15 protein-coding genes are annotated in these 17,043 nt (G+C 57.8%); 3 read left to right on the top strand and 12 right to left on the bottom strand.

Annotated elements, in window-relative coordinates; genetic code table 11:
• The 3 genes from G544_RS20870 to G544_RS0116710 form a co-directional block, all read right to left on the bottom strand.
• Positions 1 to 2,467: autotransporter outer membrane beta-barrel domain-containing protein (locus tag G544_RS20870; protein WP_036024400.1), on the bottom strand; the 2,467-nt coding region annotated here is incomplete at its 3' end.
• Positions 2,468 to 3,000: 533 nt separating this feature from the next.
• The gene (locus G544_RS0116715; protein ID WP_027275657.1) at positions 3,001 to 3,291 is read right to left on the bottom strand and encodes a DUF3861 domain-containing protein; all 291 of its coding nucleotides are present in this window, start codon (positions 3,289 to 3,291) and stop codon (positions 3,001 to 3,003) included.
• 73 nt (positions 3,292 to 3,364) lie between these two features.
• On the bottom strand, positions 3,365 to 3,568 hold the full coding sequence (locus G544_RS0116710; protein WP_027275656.1) for a hypothetical protein: 204 nt from the start codon (positions 3,566 to 3,568) through the stop codon (positions 3,365 to 3,367).
• 583 nt (positions 3,569 to 4,151) lie between these two features.
• On the opposite strand from G544_RS0116710, the gene G544_RS0116705 reads away from it, so the two are divergent.
• From G544_RS0116705 to yjiA, 3 genes are all read left to right on the top strand, one after another.
• Positions 4,152 to 6,302: a carbon starvation CstA family protein gene (locus G544_RS0116705; protein WP_027275655.1), complete on the top strand. Its 2,151-nt coding sequence runs from the start codon at positions 4,152 to 4,154 to the stop codon at positions 6,300 to 6,302.
• A 282-nt stretch (positions 6,303 to 6,584) separates the two neighbouring features.
• Positions 6,585 to 6,788 carry a YbdD/YjiX family protein gene (locus G544_RS0116700; protein ID WP_027275654.1) on the top strand — a complete coding sequence of 68 codons (204 nt, stop codon included), beginning with the start codon at positions 6,585 to 6,587 and terminating at the stop codon, positions 6,786 to 6,788.
• A gap of 32 nt (positions 6,789 to 6,820) precedes the next feature.
• Positions 6,821 to 7,786, top strand: coding sequence for a GTPase (yjiA, locus tag G544_RS0116695; RefSeq protein ID WP_027275653.1), 966 nt, complete (start codon positions 6,821 to 6,823; stop codon positions 7,784 to 7,786).
• Between the two features lie 35 nt (positions 7,787 to 7,821).
• Here the strand turns inward: yjiA and G544_RS0116690 are convergent, their stop codons facing one another.
• The 9 genes from G544_RS0116690 to G544_RS0116650 all read right to left on the bottom strand — a co-directional run bounded on the left by G544_RS0116690 (position 7,822) and on the right by G544_RS0116650 (position 16,965).
• Positions 7,822 to 9,030 (bottom strand): glycosyltransferase, encoded by a 1,209-nt coding sequence (locus G544_RS0116690; protein WP_027275652.1) that lies wholly within the window; start codon positions 9,028 to 9,030, stop codon positions 7,822 to 7,824.
• Positions 9,031 to 9,600: a hypothetical protein gene (locus tag G544_RS0116685; protein WP_027275651.1), complete on the bottom strand. Its 570-nt coding sequence runs from the start codon at positions 9,598 to 9,600 to the stop codon at positions 9,031 to 9,033.
• Complete coding sequence (locus G544_RS0116680) at positions 9,597 to 10,721, bottom strand: glycosyltransferase family 2 protein (RefSeq protein ID WP_027275650.1); 1,125 nt, start codon at positions 10,719 to 10,721, stop codon at positions 9,597 to 9,599. The genes G544_RS0116685 and G544_RS0116680 overlap by 4 nt, the downstream gene beginning before the upstream one ends.
• A complete protein-coding gene (locus G544_RS0116675) occupies positions 10,721 to 11,683 on the bottom strand; it encodes an NAD-dependent epimerase/dehydratase family protein (protein ID WP_027275649.1) in 963 nt (320 codons plus the stop codon). The genes G544_RS0116680 and G544_RS0116675 overlap by 1 nt, the downstream gene beginning before the upstream one ends.
• A 64-nt stretch (positions 11,684 to 11,747) precedes the next feature.
• Positions 11,748 to 13,034, bottom strand: a complete 1,287-nt coding sequence (locus G544_RS0116670) for a F390 synthetase-related protein (RefSeq protein ID WP_027275648.1) — start codon at positions 13,032 to 13,034, stop codon at positions 11,748 to 11,750.
• A complete protein-coding gene (locus G544_RS0116665) occupies positions 13,031 to 13,837 on the bottom strand; it encodes an MBL fold metallo-hydrolase (RefSeq protein WP_027275647.1) in 807 nt (268 codons plus the stop codon). Before G544_RS0116665 ends, G544_RS0116670 begins: the two co-directional genes overlap by 4 nt.
• On the bottom strand, positions 13,815 to 14,831 hold the full coding sequence (locus tag G544_RS0116660; RefSeq protein WP_027275646.1) for an NAD-dependent epimerase/dehydratase family protein: 1,017 nt from the start codon (positions 14,829 to 14,831) through the stop codon (positions 13,815 to 13,817). Before G544_RS0116660 ends, G544_RS0116665 begins: the two co-directional genes overlap by 23 nt.
• Positions 14,828 to 15,835, bottom strand: a complete 1,008-nt coding sequence (locus G544_RS0116655) for a 3-oxoacyl-[acyl-carrier-protein] synthase III C-terminal domain-containing protein (RefSeq protein WP_051155808.1) — start codon at positions 15,833 to 15,835, stop codon at positions 14,828 to 14,830. The genes G544_RS0116660 and G544_RS0116655 overlap by 4 nt, the downstream gene beginning before the upstream one ends.
• 203 nt (positions 15,836 to 16,038) lie before the next feature.
• The gene (locus tag G544_RS0116650; protein WP_036024396.1) at positions 16,039 to 16,965 is read right to left on the bottom strand and encodes a LysR family transcriptional regulator; all 927 of its coding nucleotides are present in this window, start codon (positions 16,963 to 16,965) and stop codon (positions 16,039 to 16,041) included.
• Between the last annotated feature and the right edge of the window lie 78 nt (positions 16,966 to 17,043).

Here is a 17,043-nt window from a genome sequence, read left to right as displayed (position 1 = left end):
GGATCCAGTTAGCTTCGATAAACGGCTGGAACTCGCGGTCTTTGCCCTCATCGATAGCGCTGTGCCCCTTCATGTAGGCCCGCACGCCCAATCGGGTCATCAGGTTGCCGTCGGTGTCATCGCTTACCTTCACTCGGCTGCCGTCAACGCCTGCCGCCTCATAGTGATCCTTCGCGTTCACGCCCATCCAGACCACCTGAGCTTTCGGTTGGATCCAGTAGCTCTTGTGCTCGTTTTCTCCCACCTTAAAGCTGTAGCCTCCCTCGACGGAAGCGGTAACGCCGCGTGACTTGTATTTCTCCGTCTCGCGCTCTTCGCCCATCACCTTGTTGTCAAACCGGCTGTACATCACCCAGCTGTCCAGATAGGCGCCCGACTTATCCGCCTGATTGGCGTACCAGGTGCCGTACAGGCCCGCACTGTAGCCGGTGGTCTGGCCCTTGGAATCGCGCGAGTTAACGCTGGACACCGTCTTGCTGCGATCGTTGCCGTAGCCGACCATGGCGCCGAGGTGCCAGCGGTCAAGGCCGTCGCTGCTCCACTGGGCCAAATCGCCGCCGAGCTGCAGCACGTAGCGGTTGCTCTTGGTTCTCAGCTGCTCGCTGCTGTCCCTGAAGCGCGTGTGTCCGCCGACGTTGCGCATCCACATGCTGGTCACCTTCTGCTCGCCGGTCAGCACGTCGGTGTACTGGGTCTCGCCCAGGCGATCGTGCAGGCGCGTTAGGAACATGGTGTTAGCCGCATAGTTGTTGGCCAGATAGCTGCCGAATTCAGGACGCAGCGCACTTTCGCCGCCGGGTTGTTCAGGTCCTTCAGGTCCCTCCGGACCTTCGGGGTCGATCGGCGTCACTTTACTGGTCAAATACCAGTTTTCGTCAGACGCGCCCTTCACCACAGAATAGTCGTAAGCCCCCGCCACGATGCGGTTTTGCTGCTCAAACGTACCGATGGACGTGCCCTGCACTTCGACGATTTTTATCCCGTCAACGGTCTGCTCGCCGGTTCCGCCGACGTTCACAACGGCTACCTTGGTCGTACCGGCCTCAACGTCGCCGTTTACAATAAGCCTGTCCGTTAAGGAACCGTCACCGCCCAAAACGGTATTCAACGTCAGCACGCCGCCGTTGCCCGCGTAGTTGCCTTCCACGGTCAACGTTTTGGGCGTAAACGCGCCGCCCGCCGCTACCGGCGCATAGGCCAGCGTCGCGCCGTTATTTAACGACAGCGTCGACAGCACCGAATCGCCGCTCATATTCCAGACGCTCTGGCTGCCGTCCATAGCCAAATCGATCGTTCCCGGCGTCGCCCCCAGGCTGGTGATGCCGTTAAAGCGAGAGCCGTCCGCCATGCTGACGTTAATAGCGCCGCCGTTAGCCGCCAGCATATTGCCGTCAATCGTATACTGCGCCGCTCTGCCAGTAATGGTGCTGTCTACGCCGCTCGCATAAAAAGCACGCCCGGCGTCAACGTCAATATTGGCGCCGGTCAGCGCAACAGAGCCCCCGGCAGAGGCAATCACTGCCGCCGAACTTGCACTGCCCCCGCTAATCGTCAGATTAGCCGTATCGGCGAAATCAATTGCACCACCGCTGGCATAGAGGCCGTACAAATTCGCCGTAGCGTTGTTGGTGACGTTAGTAACGGTTACTGCCTTTTGCGCCGAAACTTTCGAGCCCGTCACGTGCGCGAGGATCCCCGCCGTGCCGGTACCGCCGTTTAGCATGTGAATTTCGGTCGTGCCGTTTAGTTCAACTTCTGCGCCAGGCAGGCTTGATACAGGAGCGCTGCTGCTGGGAATAATCCCCTGTGCCCGGATGCCATACATGGTCGCCGCGCTGTCGGAATTCAGATTGATAGACAGCCCGTCTTTAGTAATAAATTTCGCGCCCGAGATATAGGCATATAGGCCAACGGAATAGTTACCCGCTCTGTTAAGCGTGACGGTGGTATTCTCATTTAGCGTTATCGTCATCTCAGGGATCAGATAGGCTGAGGTATAGGGGCCAGCCTCAATATCCAGACCGGTGATTTCGGTACTGCCGTTTCCATTGACGGTAAAAGACGAACCTGCGCCAAATTCAGCGGTGACTTTGTCATTGCCCGCAGGGCCAACCGTAACCGAACCGTTCTTTAATCGAACGGCAGTAACGGCGTCGGCGTTAGCATTCGGCGCGCTGTCTACGTCAACAACCACCGTCGTTTTTCCCAGCGTCATTAAACTGTTGAATACGCTAATACCAATACCACGACCAGAGCCGGTCGTTTTATATTTAACGCTAACATCACCTGAATAATTAAATGCGTTGTTATCAAGCAAAGTTATTCCCCATTGATCGACAACGTCAACCTCTCCGCCATGGGAAGTCAAAGTAGCCAAGTCGGCAACGCTGGTCGTCGCGGGAGCCGCATAGGCCGCGCCGCTCAACGCGAGGCATATGCTAAAAGAGAGCAGGCTTATCTTATTCATAAGGTATCCATACTGTATAATTACAGTCCGTTATCAGAAGTTTTTGGATAAAAATCTTGTAAAAAACAGGATACATAAAAATAAAATAACATCAAATAAGTGTTTTTAAGTTTTATAGATCGTTATAGTGGATATTAGTCGCTGAATTTAAATAGATTTAATAATTTTTAAACCTAAATACATCAAAATTAACATATAAAAGATCTGAAATTTTATATTTCATAGAATTTAAAGCCAATATATGAAATTAAAAAAACAAAAAAACTAACATCCATTTTTGGACAATGTGTTTATTATCAATTTTTATTAAAAAATAAAAGAGTGTTTATTCGTATAAAAATAATTATCAAAGGTTATAAATTTCACAGAAAAAACAAAAAAATTGAATTGATAGTTCATATTTTAGATAAGAAATTGTTAAAAATAGCGCTACGCAACGTACGCTTTAGGCATGCCCGTCCGTTACACAATAAGAAAAAAGAGCCTTGTCCAACGGCTCCTTCTCTTCTGCATCAAAATTAACCTTGCGCTTATTAGCTTGCACCCTTTTTCAGCCTTAGCATAAACGACTTAAAGCCGTCTCTCAGGGGCTCAAACAGCCAGTGCTTACGGTTTCTCATCATGACTTCGGAAAACAGTTTTAACCCGACGATAAACTCTAACGTCGTTCGTTCGTCAAAGCCGATGTCTTTTCTGCCTTTAAGCGTTTCGACTATCTTAAGGATATCGTCATGATTTTCGACCTCAAACGCCACTGGCGCTTTCACCGCCTCCCCGCCTTCGGCCAGAGGTTCTACCGTGATACGGTACTTATAGCTGGGCATCGTCATTTCCTCTCACTGGGCTATTGCACTAAGTGTACTGGGATAACGACGATTTGCCCCCGCTTTCCGTGCGTTAGGCTGCGCTGGCGCCTCGCACGTCCTTCCAGGTCTTGGCGCTTTTTTCGACGGTCACTTTATAGGCGCCGCAGGAATCGGCAGTAGAGAATACAACGCTGCCATCTTCAAACCACTCCAGGTGAAAGTTTAACGACTCTTCATTCAAAAGCTTTACCAGCGTTTCCCTTATATCAATGGGCATCTCACTTAAGTACTGCATGACTGACTCCTTCTCTGTCTAATCCATCCCGGCGCCGGTTTTCTCGCATTCGCGATAGTCCCACGTTTTAGATATGCGCCGTCCCTTATGGATAGTAAGGGCGGAAGCAAAACGGAAAAACCTTAATAAATTATAAAAATTATTCGAATAATCGCCCCAGAGCGGCGGGCGATTTTGTCATAACGAATATAACTCTACCAACTGATTTTTATGATAAAAATGAACTAAAAAGAAAAGCGTCAGAAAAACTAATGACGAACTGAAGGAGAGGCGATAAAAAGGCCCGCCGTGCAGACCGTACGTTTTCTTCTTTCACCGTAATTTAGTGATATTCATCACAAAACTTGGCCGACTTTAGTCGTAGAAAAACCGTTCGATGTTCCAAATAACCGCTTAACCCGTTATACAACCGCTCAACCAATTCCTCCTCCTCCCGTAGTGCGATTCCGCCATCATAGCTACCGTGGTCGTAGTTTTTAGACTGTGTCCTGAATTTCCAAAAAATCGCAAAAAAATTCCCAAATATAACGACTACATCGATGCGGCTTCGGCCGTTTGCGTTTGTCTGACAAGTAGGTCTTTTATGAACAAAAACAGCTTTCTTAAGCATATACCGTGGGTGGTCCTCGGGATCATCGGCGCTTTCTGCCTGGCGGTCGTCGCCTTGCGCAGAGGGGAACACGTAAGCGCGCTGTGGATCGTCGTCGCTTCCGTTTCCGTTTATCTGGTCGCCTACCGCTACTACAGCCTCTACATCGCCCAAAAGGTGATGAAGCTGGACTCCACCCGCGCGACTCCCGCCGTTATCAACAACGACGGCCTTAACTACGTTCCTACCAACCGCTACGTGCTGTTCGGCCACCACTTTGCGGCCATCGCAGGCGCTGGCCCGCTGGTAGGCCCGGTGCTGGCGGCGCAGATGGGCTATCTGCCCGGTACGCTGTGGCTGCTGGCCGGCGTCGTGCTGGCGGGCGCAGTGCAGGACTTCATGGTGCTGTTTATATCTTCTCGCCGCAACGGCGCGTCTCTGGGCGAGATGGTAAAAGAAGAGATGGGCTCTGTACCCGGCACCATCGCGCTGTTCGGCTGCTTCCTTATCATGATAATCATCCTCGCCGTACTGGCGCTGATTGTGGTAAAAGCGCTGGCGGAAAGCCCCTGGGGCGTCTTCACCGTTTGTTCAACGGTACCGATCGCGCTGTTTATGGGTATCTACATGCGATTTATCCGCCCTGGTCGGGTGGGTGAAGTTTCCGTTATCGGCATCGTGCTGCTGGTCGCCTCCATCTACTTTGGCGGCGTTATCGCGCATGACCCGTACTGGGGCCCGGCGCTGACCTTTAAAGACACCACTATCACCTTCACGCTTATCGGCTACGCTTTCGTGTCTGCCCTGCTGCCGGTATGGCTTATTCTGGCGCCGCGCGACTATCTGGCGACCTTCCTGAAGATCGGCGTTATCGTCGGCCTGGCGCTGGGGATCGTTATCCTCAACCCGGATCTGAAAATGCCGGCGGTCACGCAGTACATTGATGGCACCGGCCCGCTGTGGAAGGGCGCGCTGTTCCCGTTCCTGTTCATCACCATCGCCTGTGGCGCCGTTTCCGGCTTCCACGCGCTGATTTCTTCAGGCACTACGCCGAAATTATTGGCGAACGAAACCGACGCCCGCTTCATCGGCTACGGCGCCATGTTGATGGAATCTTTCGTCGCCATCATGGCGCTGGTTGCCGCTTCTATCATCGAACCGGGCCTGTACTTCGCCATGAACACCCCACCGGCCGCGCTGGGCATCACCATGCCTAACCTGCACGAGCTGGGCGGCGACAACGCGCCGATGATTATGGCTCAGTTGAAAGACGTCACTTCACAGGCGGCGGCTACCGTCAGCTCCTGGGGCTTCGTTATTTCTCCGGAGCAGATCCTGCAAACGGCGAAGGACATCGGCGAACCGTCGGTACTGAACCGCGCAGGCGGCGCGCCGACGCTGGCCGTCGGTATCGCCCACGTGTTCCACAAGATCATGCCGATGGCCGACATGGGCTTCTGGTACCACTTCGGCATTCTGTTTGAAGCGCTGTTCATCCTGACCGCGCTGGACGCGGGCACCCGTTCAGGCCGCTTCATGCTGCAAGACCTGCTGGGCAACTTCATTCCGTTCCTGAAGAAAACCGACTCTCTGGTCGCCGGCATCATCGGCACCGCAGGCTGCGTGGGCCTGTGGGGCTACCTGCTGTACCAAGGCGTGGTCGACCCGCTGGGCGGCGTTAAGAGCCTGTGGCCGCTGTTCGGCATCTCCAACCAGATGCTGGCCGCCGTGGCGCTGGTGCTGTGCACCGTGATACTGGTGAAGATGAAGCGCACCAAGTACGTCTGGGTCACCGTTGTACCGGCAGTCTGGCTGCTTATCTGCACCACCTGGGCGCTGGGCATGAAGCTGTTTAGCACCAACCCGCAGCTCGAAGGCTTCTTCTACATGGCCAGCGAATACAAGGCGCGCATTGCTGCCGGCGGCGAGCTGACGGCGCAGCAGATTGCCAACATGAACCACATCGTGATCAACAACTACACCAACGCCGGCCTGAGCATCCTGTTCCTGGTGGTGGTGTACAGCATCATCTTCTACGGCATTCGTACCTGGATGAAGGCGCGCAACGGCACCGAGCGCACCGACAAGGAAACGCCGTACGTCCCAGTCCCCGAGGGAGGCGTTAAAACCTCTATGGGACACTAGGTTCAGTTTGGTTCCGTAGGTCTTAGATAAATTTGACCTACGAAATCCAATCGGAGGGAGAGTCTTCCGTTGGGGTCGACTTGGCGCAAGCCAACGAAGTGCCCCTAGGAAGGCTATGCCCGACGCGCTCCTAAAGCTAATACAAGCGCTCTTCCGACCGAGCACTGTGGTTATATAGGCACATTGTCCTTACGGTCGGAATATCCACTGAGGTCGATTTAATAGGTTTGCCATCAGTGCTCGTCCACATCTAACGGGCTAATTCTTATCAGGAAATCTCCCATGTTCGGTCAATTAGGCGAAGCAACAAAGTATCTCGGTCAGGCGGCCCGCATGCTGATAGGCATACCGGACTACGATACCTACGTTCAGCACGTGAAAACTACCCACCCCGACCAACCCGTAATGACCTACGCCGAATTCTTTCGCGAGCGCCAACAGGCGCGCTACGGCGGAGACGGGAAAGGCGGCATGCGCTGCTGTTAGGCCGCGTAGCCTGTCGGTACAGGAGACATCGAATGAAACCCATAGCAGTAACCCTACTCACCGGCTTTCTCGGCGCAGGAAAAACCACCCTGCTGCGCCATATTCTCAACGAACGGCACGGCTATAAGATCGCCGTGATTGAAAACGAATTCGGCGACGCTCCCGTTGACGCCGAAATCATCGGCGACCGCGCCACCCAGATTAAAACGCTGACCAACGGCTGCATTTGCTGCACCCGCTCAAAAGAGCTGGAAGACGCACTGCTGGACCTGCTCGACGGGCTGGACAAAGGCTCCGTTGCCTTCGACAGGCTGATCATCGAATGCACCGGCATGGCGGATCCCGGCCCGATTATTCAGGCGTTCTTCTCCCACGAGGTCATCTGCCAGCGCTACCTGCTCGACGGCGTTATCGCGCTGGTCGACGCCGTACACGCCTGGCAGCAGATGGACCAGTTCACCATCGCCCAGTCGCAAATAGGCTACGCCGACAGGCTTCTGCTAACGAAAACCGACGTCGCCAAAGACAACGACGAGCTTATCGAGCGCCTGCAGCGCATCAATGCTCGAGCGCCAATCTATAAGGTTATTCACGGCGATATCGACCTGGCGCAGCTGTTTAACACCAACGGCTTTATGCTGGAAGAAAACGTGCTGCCGCAAAAGCCGCGCTTCCACTTTATTCCCGATAAACAAAATGACGTTTCGTCCATCGTCGTCAATCTCGACTACCCTGTAGCGCTGGAAGAAGTGTCCAAGGTGATGGAAAACCTGCTGTTGGGCTTTGCCGACAGGCTGCTGCGCTACAAGGGCATACTGTGGATCGAGGGGCAACCCAAACGCCTGTTGTTTCAGGGCGTTCAGCGCCTTTACAGCGCCGACTGGGACAGAGAGTGGGAAACGCAGGAAGCGCGCCAAAGCACGCTGGTGTTTATCGGCGTTCAGCTGCCGGAAAGGGCGATTCGAGAGACGTTTGCAGGGTTGAAAAAGAGCGCGTAGCGCCGGTGCGGGAGCGGCGCGTTGCCAAAGCGCCGTTAATTCTCCGGCTCCCGTTTGCCATCCGCCACCAACTTCACCAACATCGGCCCGGCGTTCGCCAACGCCTTCAGCCCTCCTCGGATCCAGACGCCCTTGCCGCTGTACTCTAGCCTGGCCGCGTGATCAAACTGGTCGTAATCGACCGGGTAAACCAGCGCGGGAACGTTCTTCTTCAGGCAGTGCCACATAATCCCCGCGCCGCCGTGGTGAATAACCGCGTCATAGCGGGGCAGCCAGAGGTCGTAATCAATCCAGGCGACGCGGCTGAAGTTATTCTGCCTCAGGCTTTGCTCACCCGCCGGGTTGCCGTCGGTAAAGTGAAACTCCCAGTCCGGAAGCCCGCGAGCGAGAGAAATCACCGCCTTTGCGACGGCGTCTTTGTGCCAGTCGAGGTGCGTACCCAGCGTCACCAGCACGTGGCGTTTCCCCTCGATAAAGGGCGGAGCCTCTCCTCTGGTCGGCGGCGTATACAGCGCGGGGCCGATAAACGTGACGGAGGCAGGCCAGGTGCGCGGAAATTCAAACGCCTCTTCGCCAAGGGCGAGAATACGGGTGGGCGAGTAAGCGGCTTCGCTGCCGTCAGGCCGATAAAGCCTGGCGATCCCCGTTTGGCGAATGACGTCTCGAAACAGCCAGAACGCCGCGCGTTTAAATAGCCGCACCTTTTTGCGATGGATAAGGTGCCATAAGCGCTCGCCGCGCCCCGTTGCCGGCATCAGCCCGCCGCAATAGGCGGGCGCGCCGTCCGGCGCTTCAAGCACGCAGGGCGAAGGCAGGCTGCTCCACCAGAGAACGTCAAGCCTGCGGCAAACTTCCCCCACCACCGGGAGAGTAAAGTCGGCGATCGCTAAATCCGGCTTCCCCTCGCTTCGCCACGTCAGCTCCAGTTCGTCTGCAAAACCTGCCAGCAGTCTGACGACGGCGCGAAACTGCCGATAGAGCCTCACGGGATGGGACTTCACCGCGTACTTCGGGTTCACTACCGACAGCAGCGGCGTGTCGTAATCCCCTTTCAGCGTCAGGCACTCCAGGCCGGCGGCCTCAATGCGGGCGCGGGCTCCACAGGTGCTGATAATCCGCACCTGATAACAGGCGGAAAGCGCCCTGCCCATCGCCAGCACCGGATGCAGGTGGCCGGAAAACGGTGGCGCCAGCAGGTCAATGCGGGTCACGTTCGGCGGAATAAGGTCGAGTAAACGCTGCATCTAGGAATTTCTCTCCCGTATCTGACTGATAAACCGCTGGCACAGCTCAAGTAGTTCAGGACGCGGGAGATAGTCCATATGGCCGCACGGTATGCACGCATCCGGACGGGCGAACCAAAGGCGAGAAATCCGATCCTGCCGCCCCTGCACCAGCAGGTGGTGACAGTCCGGACGACGGCGGGCGACGGGGCCGTAGGCAAAAACGCTGACGCGCGGCATAAGCGATGCGGGCAGCCGCAGATTGTTGAACAGCTCCAGCCCGCAGCTGCCGGAAAGCAACAGCGTGTGGTCCGCCGACTCAAGCAGCGCAATGGCGGACTCCCGATAGCGCGCTACGAACCTCGGCCTGCGGGAGTTAAGGTACTCCAACGCGTTGTTCACGCTGGCGCGCAGCAGCCCTGTTTCCCGCCAGGGCCCTGACTGAGGCGACCAGGGAAAATTTACCGCCACCGGGCTTCCCCCCTCCACCGACAGGCTCTCGAGAAAACCCCGCTGTGCCGGGCTTAGCGCCGGGTTATCGGGTCGGCTTCTGCCGGTGATAAAGGCAACGTTCAGGCGAAATTCGGTCATAGTGAAGTAAATCGGTCATTACTGAAAATGCGATAGCGCCGCGAACGCCAGTAAATGGTGCGGTTAAGCAGCGCGTTCAGTAAGTGCAGCGGCTGCAGCAGCTCTGACAGCACGGAAAGCGCCGGGCGGGCGGGAATGTCCGCCGATACCGCACGCTGAACCCGACGCAGCGCGAAGTGGCGAATTAGCAGCACCACCGCCAGTACGCCGGCGTTAGCCGCACCGCCGAACGCCAGCGCGATCATCGCCCAAAGCAGCAGCGGATGAAGCCCCTGAAGAACAAAAATAGCCAGATTCGTTGCGATGCTCTTCTCGCGCATTAGCAGCGTGGCAAACAGGAACCAGCGGTGCATCTGGCGGAAATAGCGCCTGACGTCCGGCACGCTGGTCTGCACGCCCACCGTTGCGGCAGACTGCACAATCTCCACGCCTTCATGGGTCAACAGCGTCGCCAGAGCGAGATCGTCCGTCAGGTGATGCATAATCGGCAAAAATCCGCCGACGCGCTCAAGCGAGCTCAGGCGCAGGGCGTAGCACATGCCGTTTAGCGTCAGAGGCTTGGCAAAGGGCAGCAGCGGCAAATAGGTCAACGCCGAGTTGTCGTTAACAAACTGCGCCAACAGGCGCGACGGCGCGTTTTCCGCCGCTCGATACCAGGGTAAGGCGGTGACCAGCGCATTATCGCCAAGCTCGCCGAGCATCGTTTGAAGCGATGACGCGGTCAGGGCAGCGTCATCATCCAGTATCAGAACGCTCCGCGTGTCGACCAGCGCCCTTCCCTGCTCAAGCTTAAACAGCTTTGGGTTGATCCCTTCCGGCGCCTGAGGATAAGAACACACGCGAACGTCGCTCTGCGGATAGCATCGCAGCAGGCGCCGCGTCACCCTCGCGGCCTGCGCGTCATCGTCGTCTATCAGCCAAAGAAACTTCGCCCCGCAAAGATTCCGCAGGTTAGAGGCTAAAACCGACTCCAGCGCGGGATCGCCGCTGAGTATCGGCTGCATAATCGTAACGTCGTCAAAGCTGCCGTGAGTTTGGGTTCCGGGGGCACGCAGGATCCTGAGGGCAAAATGCACCTTAAACAGCAGGATTGCCAACCAGAGCAAGACAATGGCTACCATCAGCGCGCCTCCCTATATTGTTGTAAAAACGCCCGCAGGCTAAGAGTGAAATCCACCGATGGCGGGCCGAAGTCGTCCAGCATGGGGGTAACGTCAAGGGTGGAGGCATAGCCGAACACCGCAACGCCGAAGCGGGTAATCGGCGGTTCCCCCGAAAGCGGCAGCCATCGCCAAAGCAGCTCCAGCGCGCCGGCAAAGCGCAGGGCCGAACGCAGCCGCACCGTTTTTTCCGGCTGAGGCAGGCCGAGCTGCTGCAACGCTTCGCAGAGCAGCCCTTCCGTCTCTACGGGACGATCGGCGGAGATGTTATAGCACGCTCTGAGCTTCGGATAGGTCGCCGCACGCATAAGATAATCGCACAGCGCGTCGACGTGCATAATATCGGCCTGCGCCTTTACGCCCTCGGCAAGCAGCTTTACCAGCTTCCCCTTTTTGGCAGCAGCCAACAGCGGAGGAAACAGCAGTCGGTCGCCATCGCCAAAGGCCGCGCACGGGCGAAAAATCGTTTTTTCGCCGCAGTAGTCCTCCACCAGCAGCTCTGCCCGCCGCTTGCTTCGTCCGTATTCGCCGGTAAATACCGGGCCGATGGGATCGCTCTCCCGCAGGCCAAGCCTGTGCTCAAAGCGGTAATAGACCGCCGCGCTTGAAATAAATATCAGCCTGGGAAACCCACGGCGGCGACAAAAATCAATCACCTGCCGAGTCGTCTCGACGTTGTCCCGGTAGTAGTCCCGTTTCGTTCCCCAGGGCGACGCCCTGCCCGCCGCGTGGATAACGACGTCGGGCGTGAAATCCAGCTCGTCCAGCCTGTCGAGCGCCAACGCGCAATAGCGCACTGACGAGGGAAAATCGACATGCTCGCGTCGCCCTACGCCGCACAGAGAAACGCCCTCCAGGGCCGCGAAACGCCGCAAAAAAGCGCCGCCGATAAAGCCGGACGCGCCGGTAATCAGCACGTTCACCGCGCCTCCTCCGTACGCTCGGGGCGATCGTCCATGCGTTCAAAAAAACGCTGCAGCAGCTCGCTCATTCTCTTCCCCACCGGCGTACGATACGTCGGCGCTTGGCGTCGAAGTTCGGCGATAAAGCCTGCGACTCCAGCGTCCATACCAGCTGCGACGTATCTATTCCCTGTTGGCCAAACAGGCCATTGAGCGCGTCGCGGCATCTCTTAAGCGTCGCCGAGTCGCAGTCGGCCGTCAGCAACAGGCTGTCGGCCTGCGTTTGCACCAGCCGATAGTCTGCCGTGAGCGGCAGCGTCATCGCCAGCACGCGGCTACAGGGATCGGCAAAAATGACCTGAGCCTTGCCCGACTCACCGGGCAGCAGCAGCTGATCGTCCTGGCGCCCCTCGATGCGCTCAATCGCGCGCGCCGCGCTGCCGCAGGGGCAAGGGCGAGCGCTTGCCACCAGCACGTCGTCGAGGCGGTAGCGAACGATGGGCTGCGTACTGCGGGTAAAGTCGGTAATAATTGGAATAAAGCGCCGCTCGTCGAGCCACTGCGGCTCAACGTGAATAAACTCTTCGTTCAGGTGCAGCGTACCGCAGGCGCAGGTCGAGGCCAAAAAGCCCTCCGTCGCCTGATAGATTTCCCCGACGTTGCCGAAAACGCGGTCCAGCAGATCCCGGTCCTGCGCTTCGAGCACTTCCGCCACCGAGATAACCTTTTTGACGCAGAGCGTCAGCTTGCCCGCCTCTGCAGCCAACGCCAGCGCGCGCAGCACCTGCGCCGGGGCGACGATAATCGTCGGGGAGAACTGTTCCAGCCGCGCTATCTGTTCCTGAAACGGCGCGAGCAGGTCGTAAAAGTCCAGGCTCAGCCAGCGGCTGTTGACGCTCTGATAAAGGTTGTTGTCCGCTCGAAGAAACAGCGCCACCCGCTCCCTGGCGAACAGGCCGTCCGGCAATGCCTTGGCCAGCACGCCAGCGGCCCAAATCTGCTGTTCCTGCGGGCTGACGACAAACAGTCCCCGCCTGCCGGAAGTGCCGGACGACAGGCCGACGCTGAATCGCCCTACTTTTGGCTTGAAGTCCCGGCTTTGCTCGCTTTGCAGCGCACAGGCCATCAGCGCGTCGCGCTTGAGGCCTTCGGTATTCATCTCGTCGAAGTGCGCCATCATCAGCGCCTTGTCCATCGTTGGCCACTGGTTGAACGGCAGCGAAAGGTAGCGCCGAAACCACGGGCTTTTAGACAATACGTTCTGCCTAAAGGCGTGCAGCCTTTTGGCCTGCCAGTTTTCAAGGGCTTCGCGATCGGTAAAGCGCCGCCTCCGGGTGGAAAAATAGCGCCAGAGCAGCGTCAACGGATTCACAGGTCCCCCTCATGGCACAGGCGAATGTCCACTTCGCCCTTTTGCCAGAGCCGGTTGAGCCGTTCAAGGGTACGGTAATAGGCGGCGGGTTCCGACATCACCAGATGAGCTAAGCGGGATGGGCCGCGCAGCTCGCGGTAGTTGTCCGGCGACCAGGCGGCATCCGCCGCCAGCAGCGTCCAGCCGTCGTCCGTCAGCACGAACGCGCCGATGTGCCCGACCGCGTGGCCAGGAAGCGGGACCAAGATGATTTCTCCTTGGCTTTCAGGCAGCACGTAGCCCCACTCAAACGGCGCCAGCGCCTCGGGCAGCGTCAGCGGTTCAAAGTTTTCAATAAAGCGCAGTGAAGACTCAAAGTCCGGCGGGATTAGCCCCGGCACAAACGCCTGGCGCAGAGCGGCAAACCCTCGAAGCCGTCTCACCTGCCGCCAGCCAACGCCTGAGCAAATGCAGGCGACGTTCGGGAAGTCGCGCAGCCCGGCTACGTGGTCAGCGTGAAAATGGGACAGGATGATGGCGCTGACGTCGCCGCCGGCCAGTCCTTGGGCATATAGCTGCTGCGCTAGAGACGCCTTCGGATTAAAATAAACCGGCGTCACCTGACGATAGAGGCGAAAAATGCCGGAGCGCGTATAGTGCTCAAACCAGGAGGAATAGCCGGTGTCCCACAGCCACTTTCGGGAGCCGGCTTCCAACAAATAGGCTCGGGAAGGAAACTTACACACCCTAAGCCCAGACCCCTTAAGCGCCATGCAGCCGATATGGGTACAGTACCCTACTTCAAACGCGGTGATCTTTGCCATTTGCCCTCAGCCATTCTCCCGTCAGCGCAATCCCTTCCTCCATGGAGAAACGAGGGCTGTAGCCCAGCTCCTCAACGGCCCTTTTGGCGCTTAACGTCATGTCAAAGCAGACCGTCCCCGCACTGTAGCGAGTGACCGGCGGTTCCTTACCAACGCACTTGCCCACAAGCTCCATGCCGCGCGCCGCCAGCGACAGCACAGACCAAGGGACAGACCTGATTTTATAGCTCAGCCCCAGCTGTTGACGCAGCAGCGCGTCGAGCATGTCGGCCAGCCGCTGCGGCTGGTGGTTGGTCACGTTATAAACGCTGCCGGAACGCAGCCCTTTACCGTACGTCGCCAGTTCCATCGCGTAGACCACGTTTTGCACGAAGGTCAGATCCAGCAGCGCTTCGCCGCCGCGCGGCAGGCGTAGCACGCCGCCGTCTCGATGAAGCTGCTGCATCAGGCGGGGGATGATGACGTTATCGTGCGGGCCGAACAGCCCGCGCGGGCGTAGCATAACGAAGGTCGTTGAATCAAAGCGGGCAACCGCGTCGGCAATCGCCCGTTCGGCCTCATGCTTACTGCTGGCGTAATGGCTGGAGAACGCCCGCGCCAGATAGGTTTCCGGCAGATCATAGTGGTGTTGAAAGTCAAAATAGACCGCAGGGGTCGAGATATGAACAAAGCGCGGTATCCCGGCGCTGCCGGCCGCCAGAGCCAGCGTCTGCGTCGCCTTGACGTTAGCCCGCCAGAACGACGCTCTATCTCCCCATGGGGAAGACTTCGCGGCGCAGTGCCACACCGCATCGCACCCGTCCATCAGCCTGACGCAGTCGTCAAGGGTCGCCTCGGCCAAATCGAGAGGAATAAAGGCCGCGCCCGCGTTTTTTAGCCGCACCCCTTCCGCCCGATTGCGGCCGGTGGCGACTACGTCAAATCCGCACTCCAGAAGGCGTTGGGCGGCGTTGCGCCCAAGGCCGCTGGTCGCGCCCGTCACCAGGATCTTCATGGCAAAAGCACCATGCCGGCCAGCGTTAAGCCTGCGGCGGTGCCGATAAGCATCGCGGGCTTTTCCGGCGTGAACCGGCCGCTGATGACCGCTTCGTGCAGCGCGGTCGGAATAGACGCCGCCACCTGGTTGCCGTAATGGCGATAAACGTCAATCAGCGCCGACTCCGGCACCCGCAGGCGCTTTCGCATGTGTTCAAGCGAGAGATGGCTGGCCTGATGCGGCACCACCGTGCCGATATCCGCAAGCCGCAGGCCGCTTTTTTTTAGCAGGCGGGCAAAGTAGTCCTCTATCAGAGAGGAGGCGTAGCGAAACAGCGGTTTTCCCTGCATGTGGAACAGGAAGTCGCTGTCGTTCATGCCCGCTCTGGGGTTGCGGCGGGTTCCGCCCGCGCGGATCTCGCACAGCTCGCTGCCGTCGGGGTACATCTCTATCAGGCTTGCCAGAATGCCGCTTTTGCCGTCGCCCCGCTCAACGATGGCGCACGCCGCGCCGTCGCCGAAAATCAGCGACGACTCTTCGTGGTTCCAGTCGATGCCGCGCGACGCGATGTCCGCCGAAACGATGGCGATACGCCGATAAGCGCCGGTACTGAGCAGCCCGGCGGCCACTTCCAGCGCGGAGATAAAGCTTACGCAGCTGCTGTTGATATCAAAACCGGCCACGCCGGCGGGCATCTTCGCCGCTTTAAGAATGTGGACCGCGCTGCACGGCAGAGCCTGTACGGCAATAGCCGAAGCGCAAATCAGGAGGTCGATGGAAGACGGCGAGAGCGCGCCCGCCTTTAGCGCATCATGCAACGCCCCAGCGGCCAGCTCTGCCTGGCTGGCGTCGTGCGCCGCGTGGTAGCGCCAGGCAATGCCGGAACGTCTTTCAACGTAGCCCTGCGGCTTGCCGAGCCTTGCATCCAGCTCGGAAGAGACAATCTTTTCGCCCGGCAGAGCGATGCCGGTCGCAACGATCTTTATCGCCGCGACGGGCGCGCCCACGGCGCGATTTTCCATTGAAGTAGCCAATCGTTATCCCTATTGTTTAACGCCAAAAGCTGCGCTTTACGATGGTGCTCTTGAGGCATCGTAAAAGATGCCGCGGGCGGGGGGAAATGTAAAAATGTAATTCTTTATTATTGAATGCGTTAATAATGTTTCCCCCACAGGGCCTTAGCGGTACGAAAATACTGAAGCAATGAGAGAAAAGGCCTCGCCGGTCAATCGTTCTCATCGACAAAACTCCCCCACAGCCCCTCCACCGCTAAAGACATCTTATTTACTGGCCGATACAGGTGAATCTCAACCGGGATCCACAGCCCGCTTTCCTGCCCGGCCGCAGCGACAATTTTGCCGCTTTCGGCGTCCGGCTCGGCCAGCGTTTGCGGCAGCCAGGCGACACCGTCTCCGGCTCTGACCATAGCGAGCAGCGTGGCGGCTAAATCCGAAGTGAAGGCGACGTCCATGCTTTTTCGCAGGCGGCTAACCGCCGGGCTGTTGGCGATAATGCGCCCCAGCCCCGACGCATTGCTGAACGACAGGTAGGGAAACCTGGTTTTGCCGTCGAGCGGCCAAACGGGCTCGATTGAGCCGGGCCGTGCGGCGCTGTAGGGGATAAGCACGTCCTGCCCCATGCGTATGCTGGTAAAGCGTTCGGGATCGAGTTCGCTGTGCATGTGGGCGTGGCGATGGCAAAGCAGAAACTGCGCCTCTCCCTGCATCAGCATTCTTTCGCACGCCCGCATGGTGTCCGACAGCAGGCGGAAGGCGCCGAACCTGGCGATGTGTTCATTGCGCCTCATAAGCTGGGGGAAGAAAGAAAATGACAGCGCATGAGTGGCGCAAAAGACAACGCTGGACTGCCCTTTTCCTGCGGCGTCCCGCGCTTCGTCTCTCAGGGCGAACAGCGTTCTTAGCAAGTCCGGCGCCTGCTTACAAAACAGCTGGCCCGCGTCCGTCAGCTGAACGCCCCGGCGATTTCTGGCAAACAGCGCCGTTCCCACCCACTCCTCCAGCGACTGAATGCGTCGACTAAACGCGGGCTGCGTCACATAACGCAGCGCCGCCGCCTTGGAGAAGTTGAGCGTGTCCGCAAGCGCAACGCAGTCCTCAAGCCACGTCAGTTCGAAACGATGCATATCTTGCATTACAGCAATCCGCATTGGCATTAGATGAACAAACTTTAAACGCATAGAGTGGGGGTTAGCAAGGCTCTATAAAACTTT

The sequence above is a fragment of the Leminorella grimontii ATCC 33999 = DSM 5078 genome, from assembly GCF_000439085.1.
In the GTDB taxonomy this organism is placed as follows: Bacteria; Pseudomonadota; Gammaproteobacteria; order Enterobacterales; family Enterobacteriaceae; genus Leminorella; species Leminorella grimontii.
This window is presented reverse-complemented; position numbering and strand designations above follow the sequence as displayed.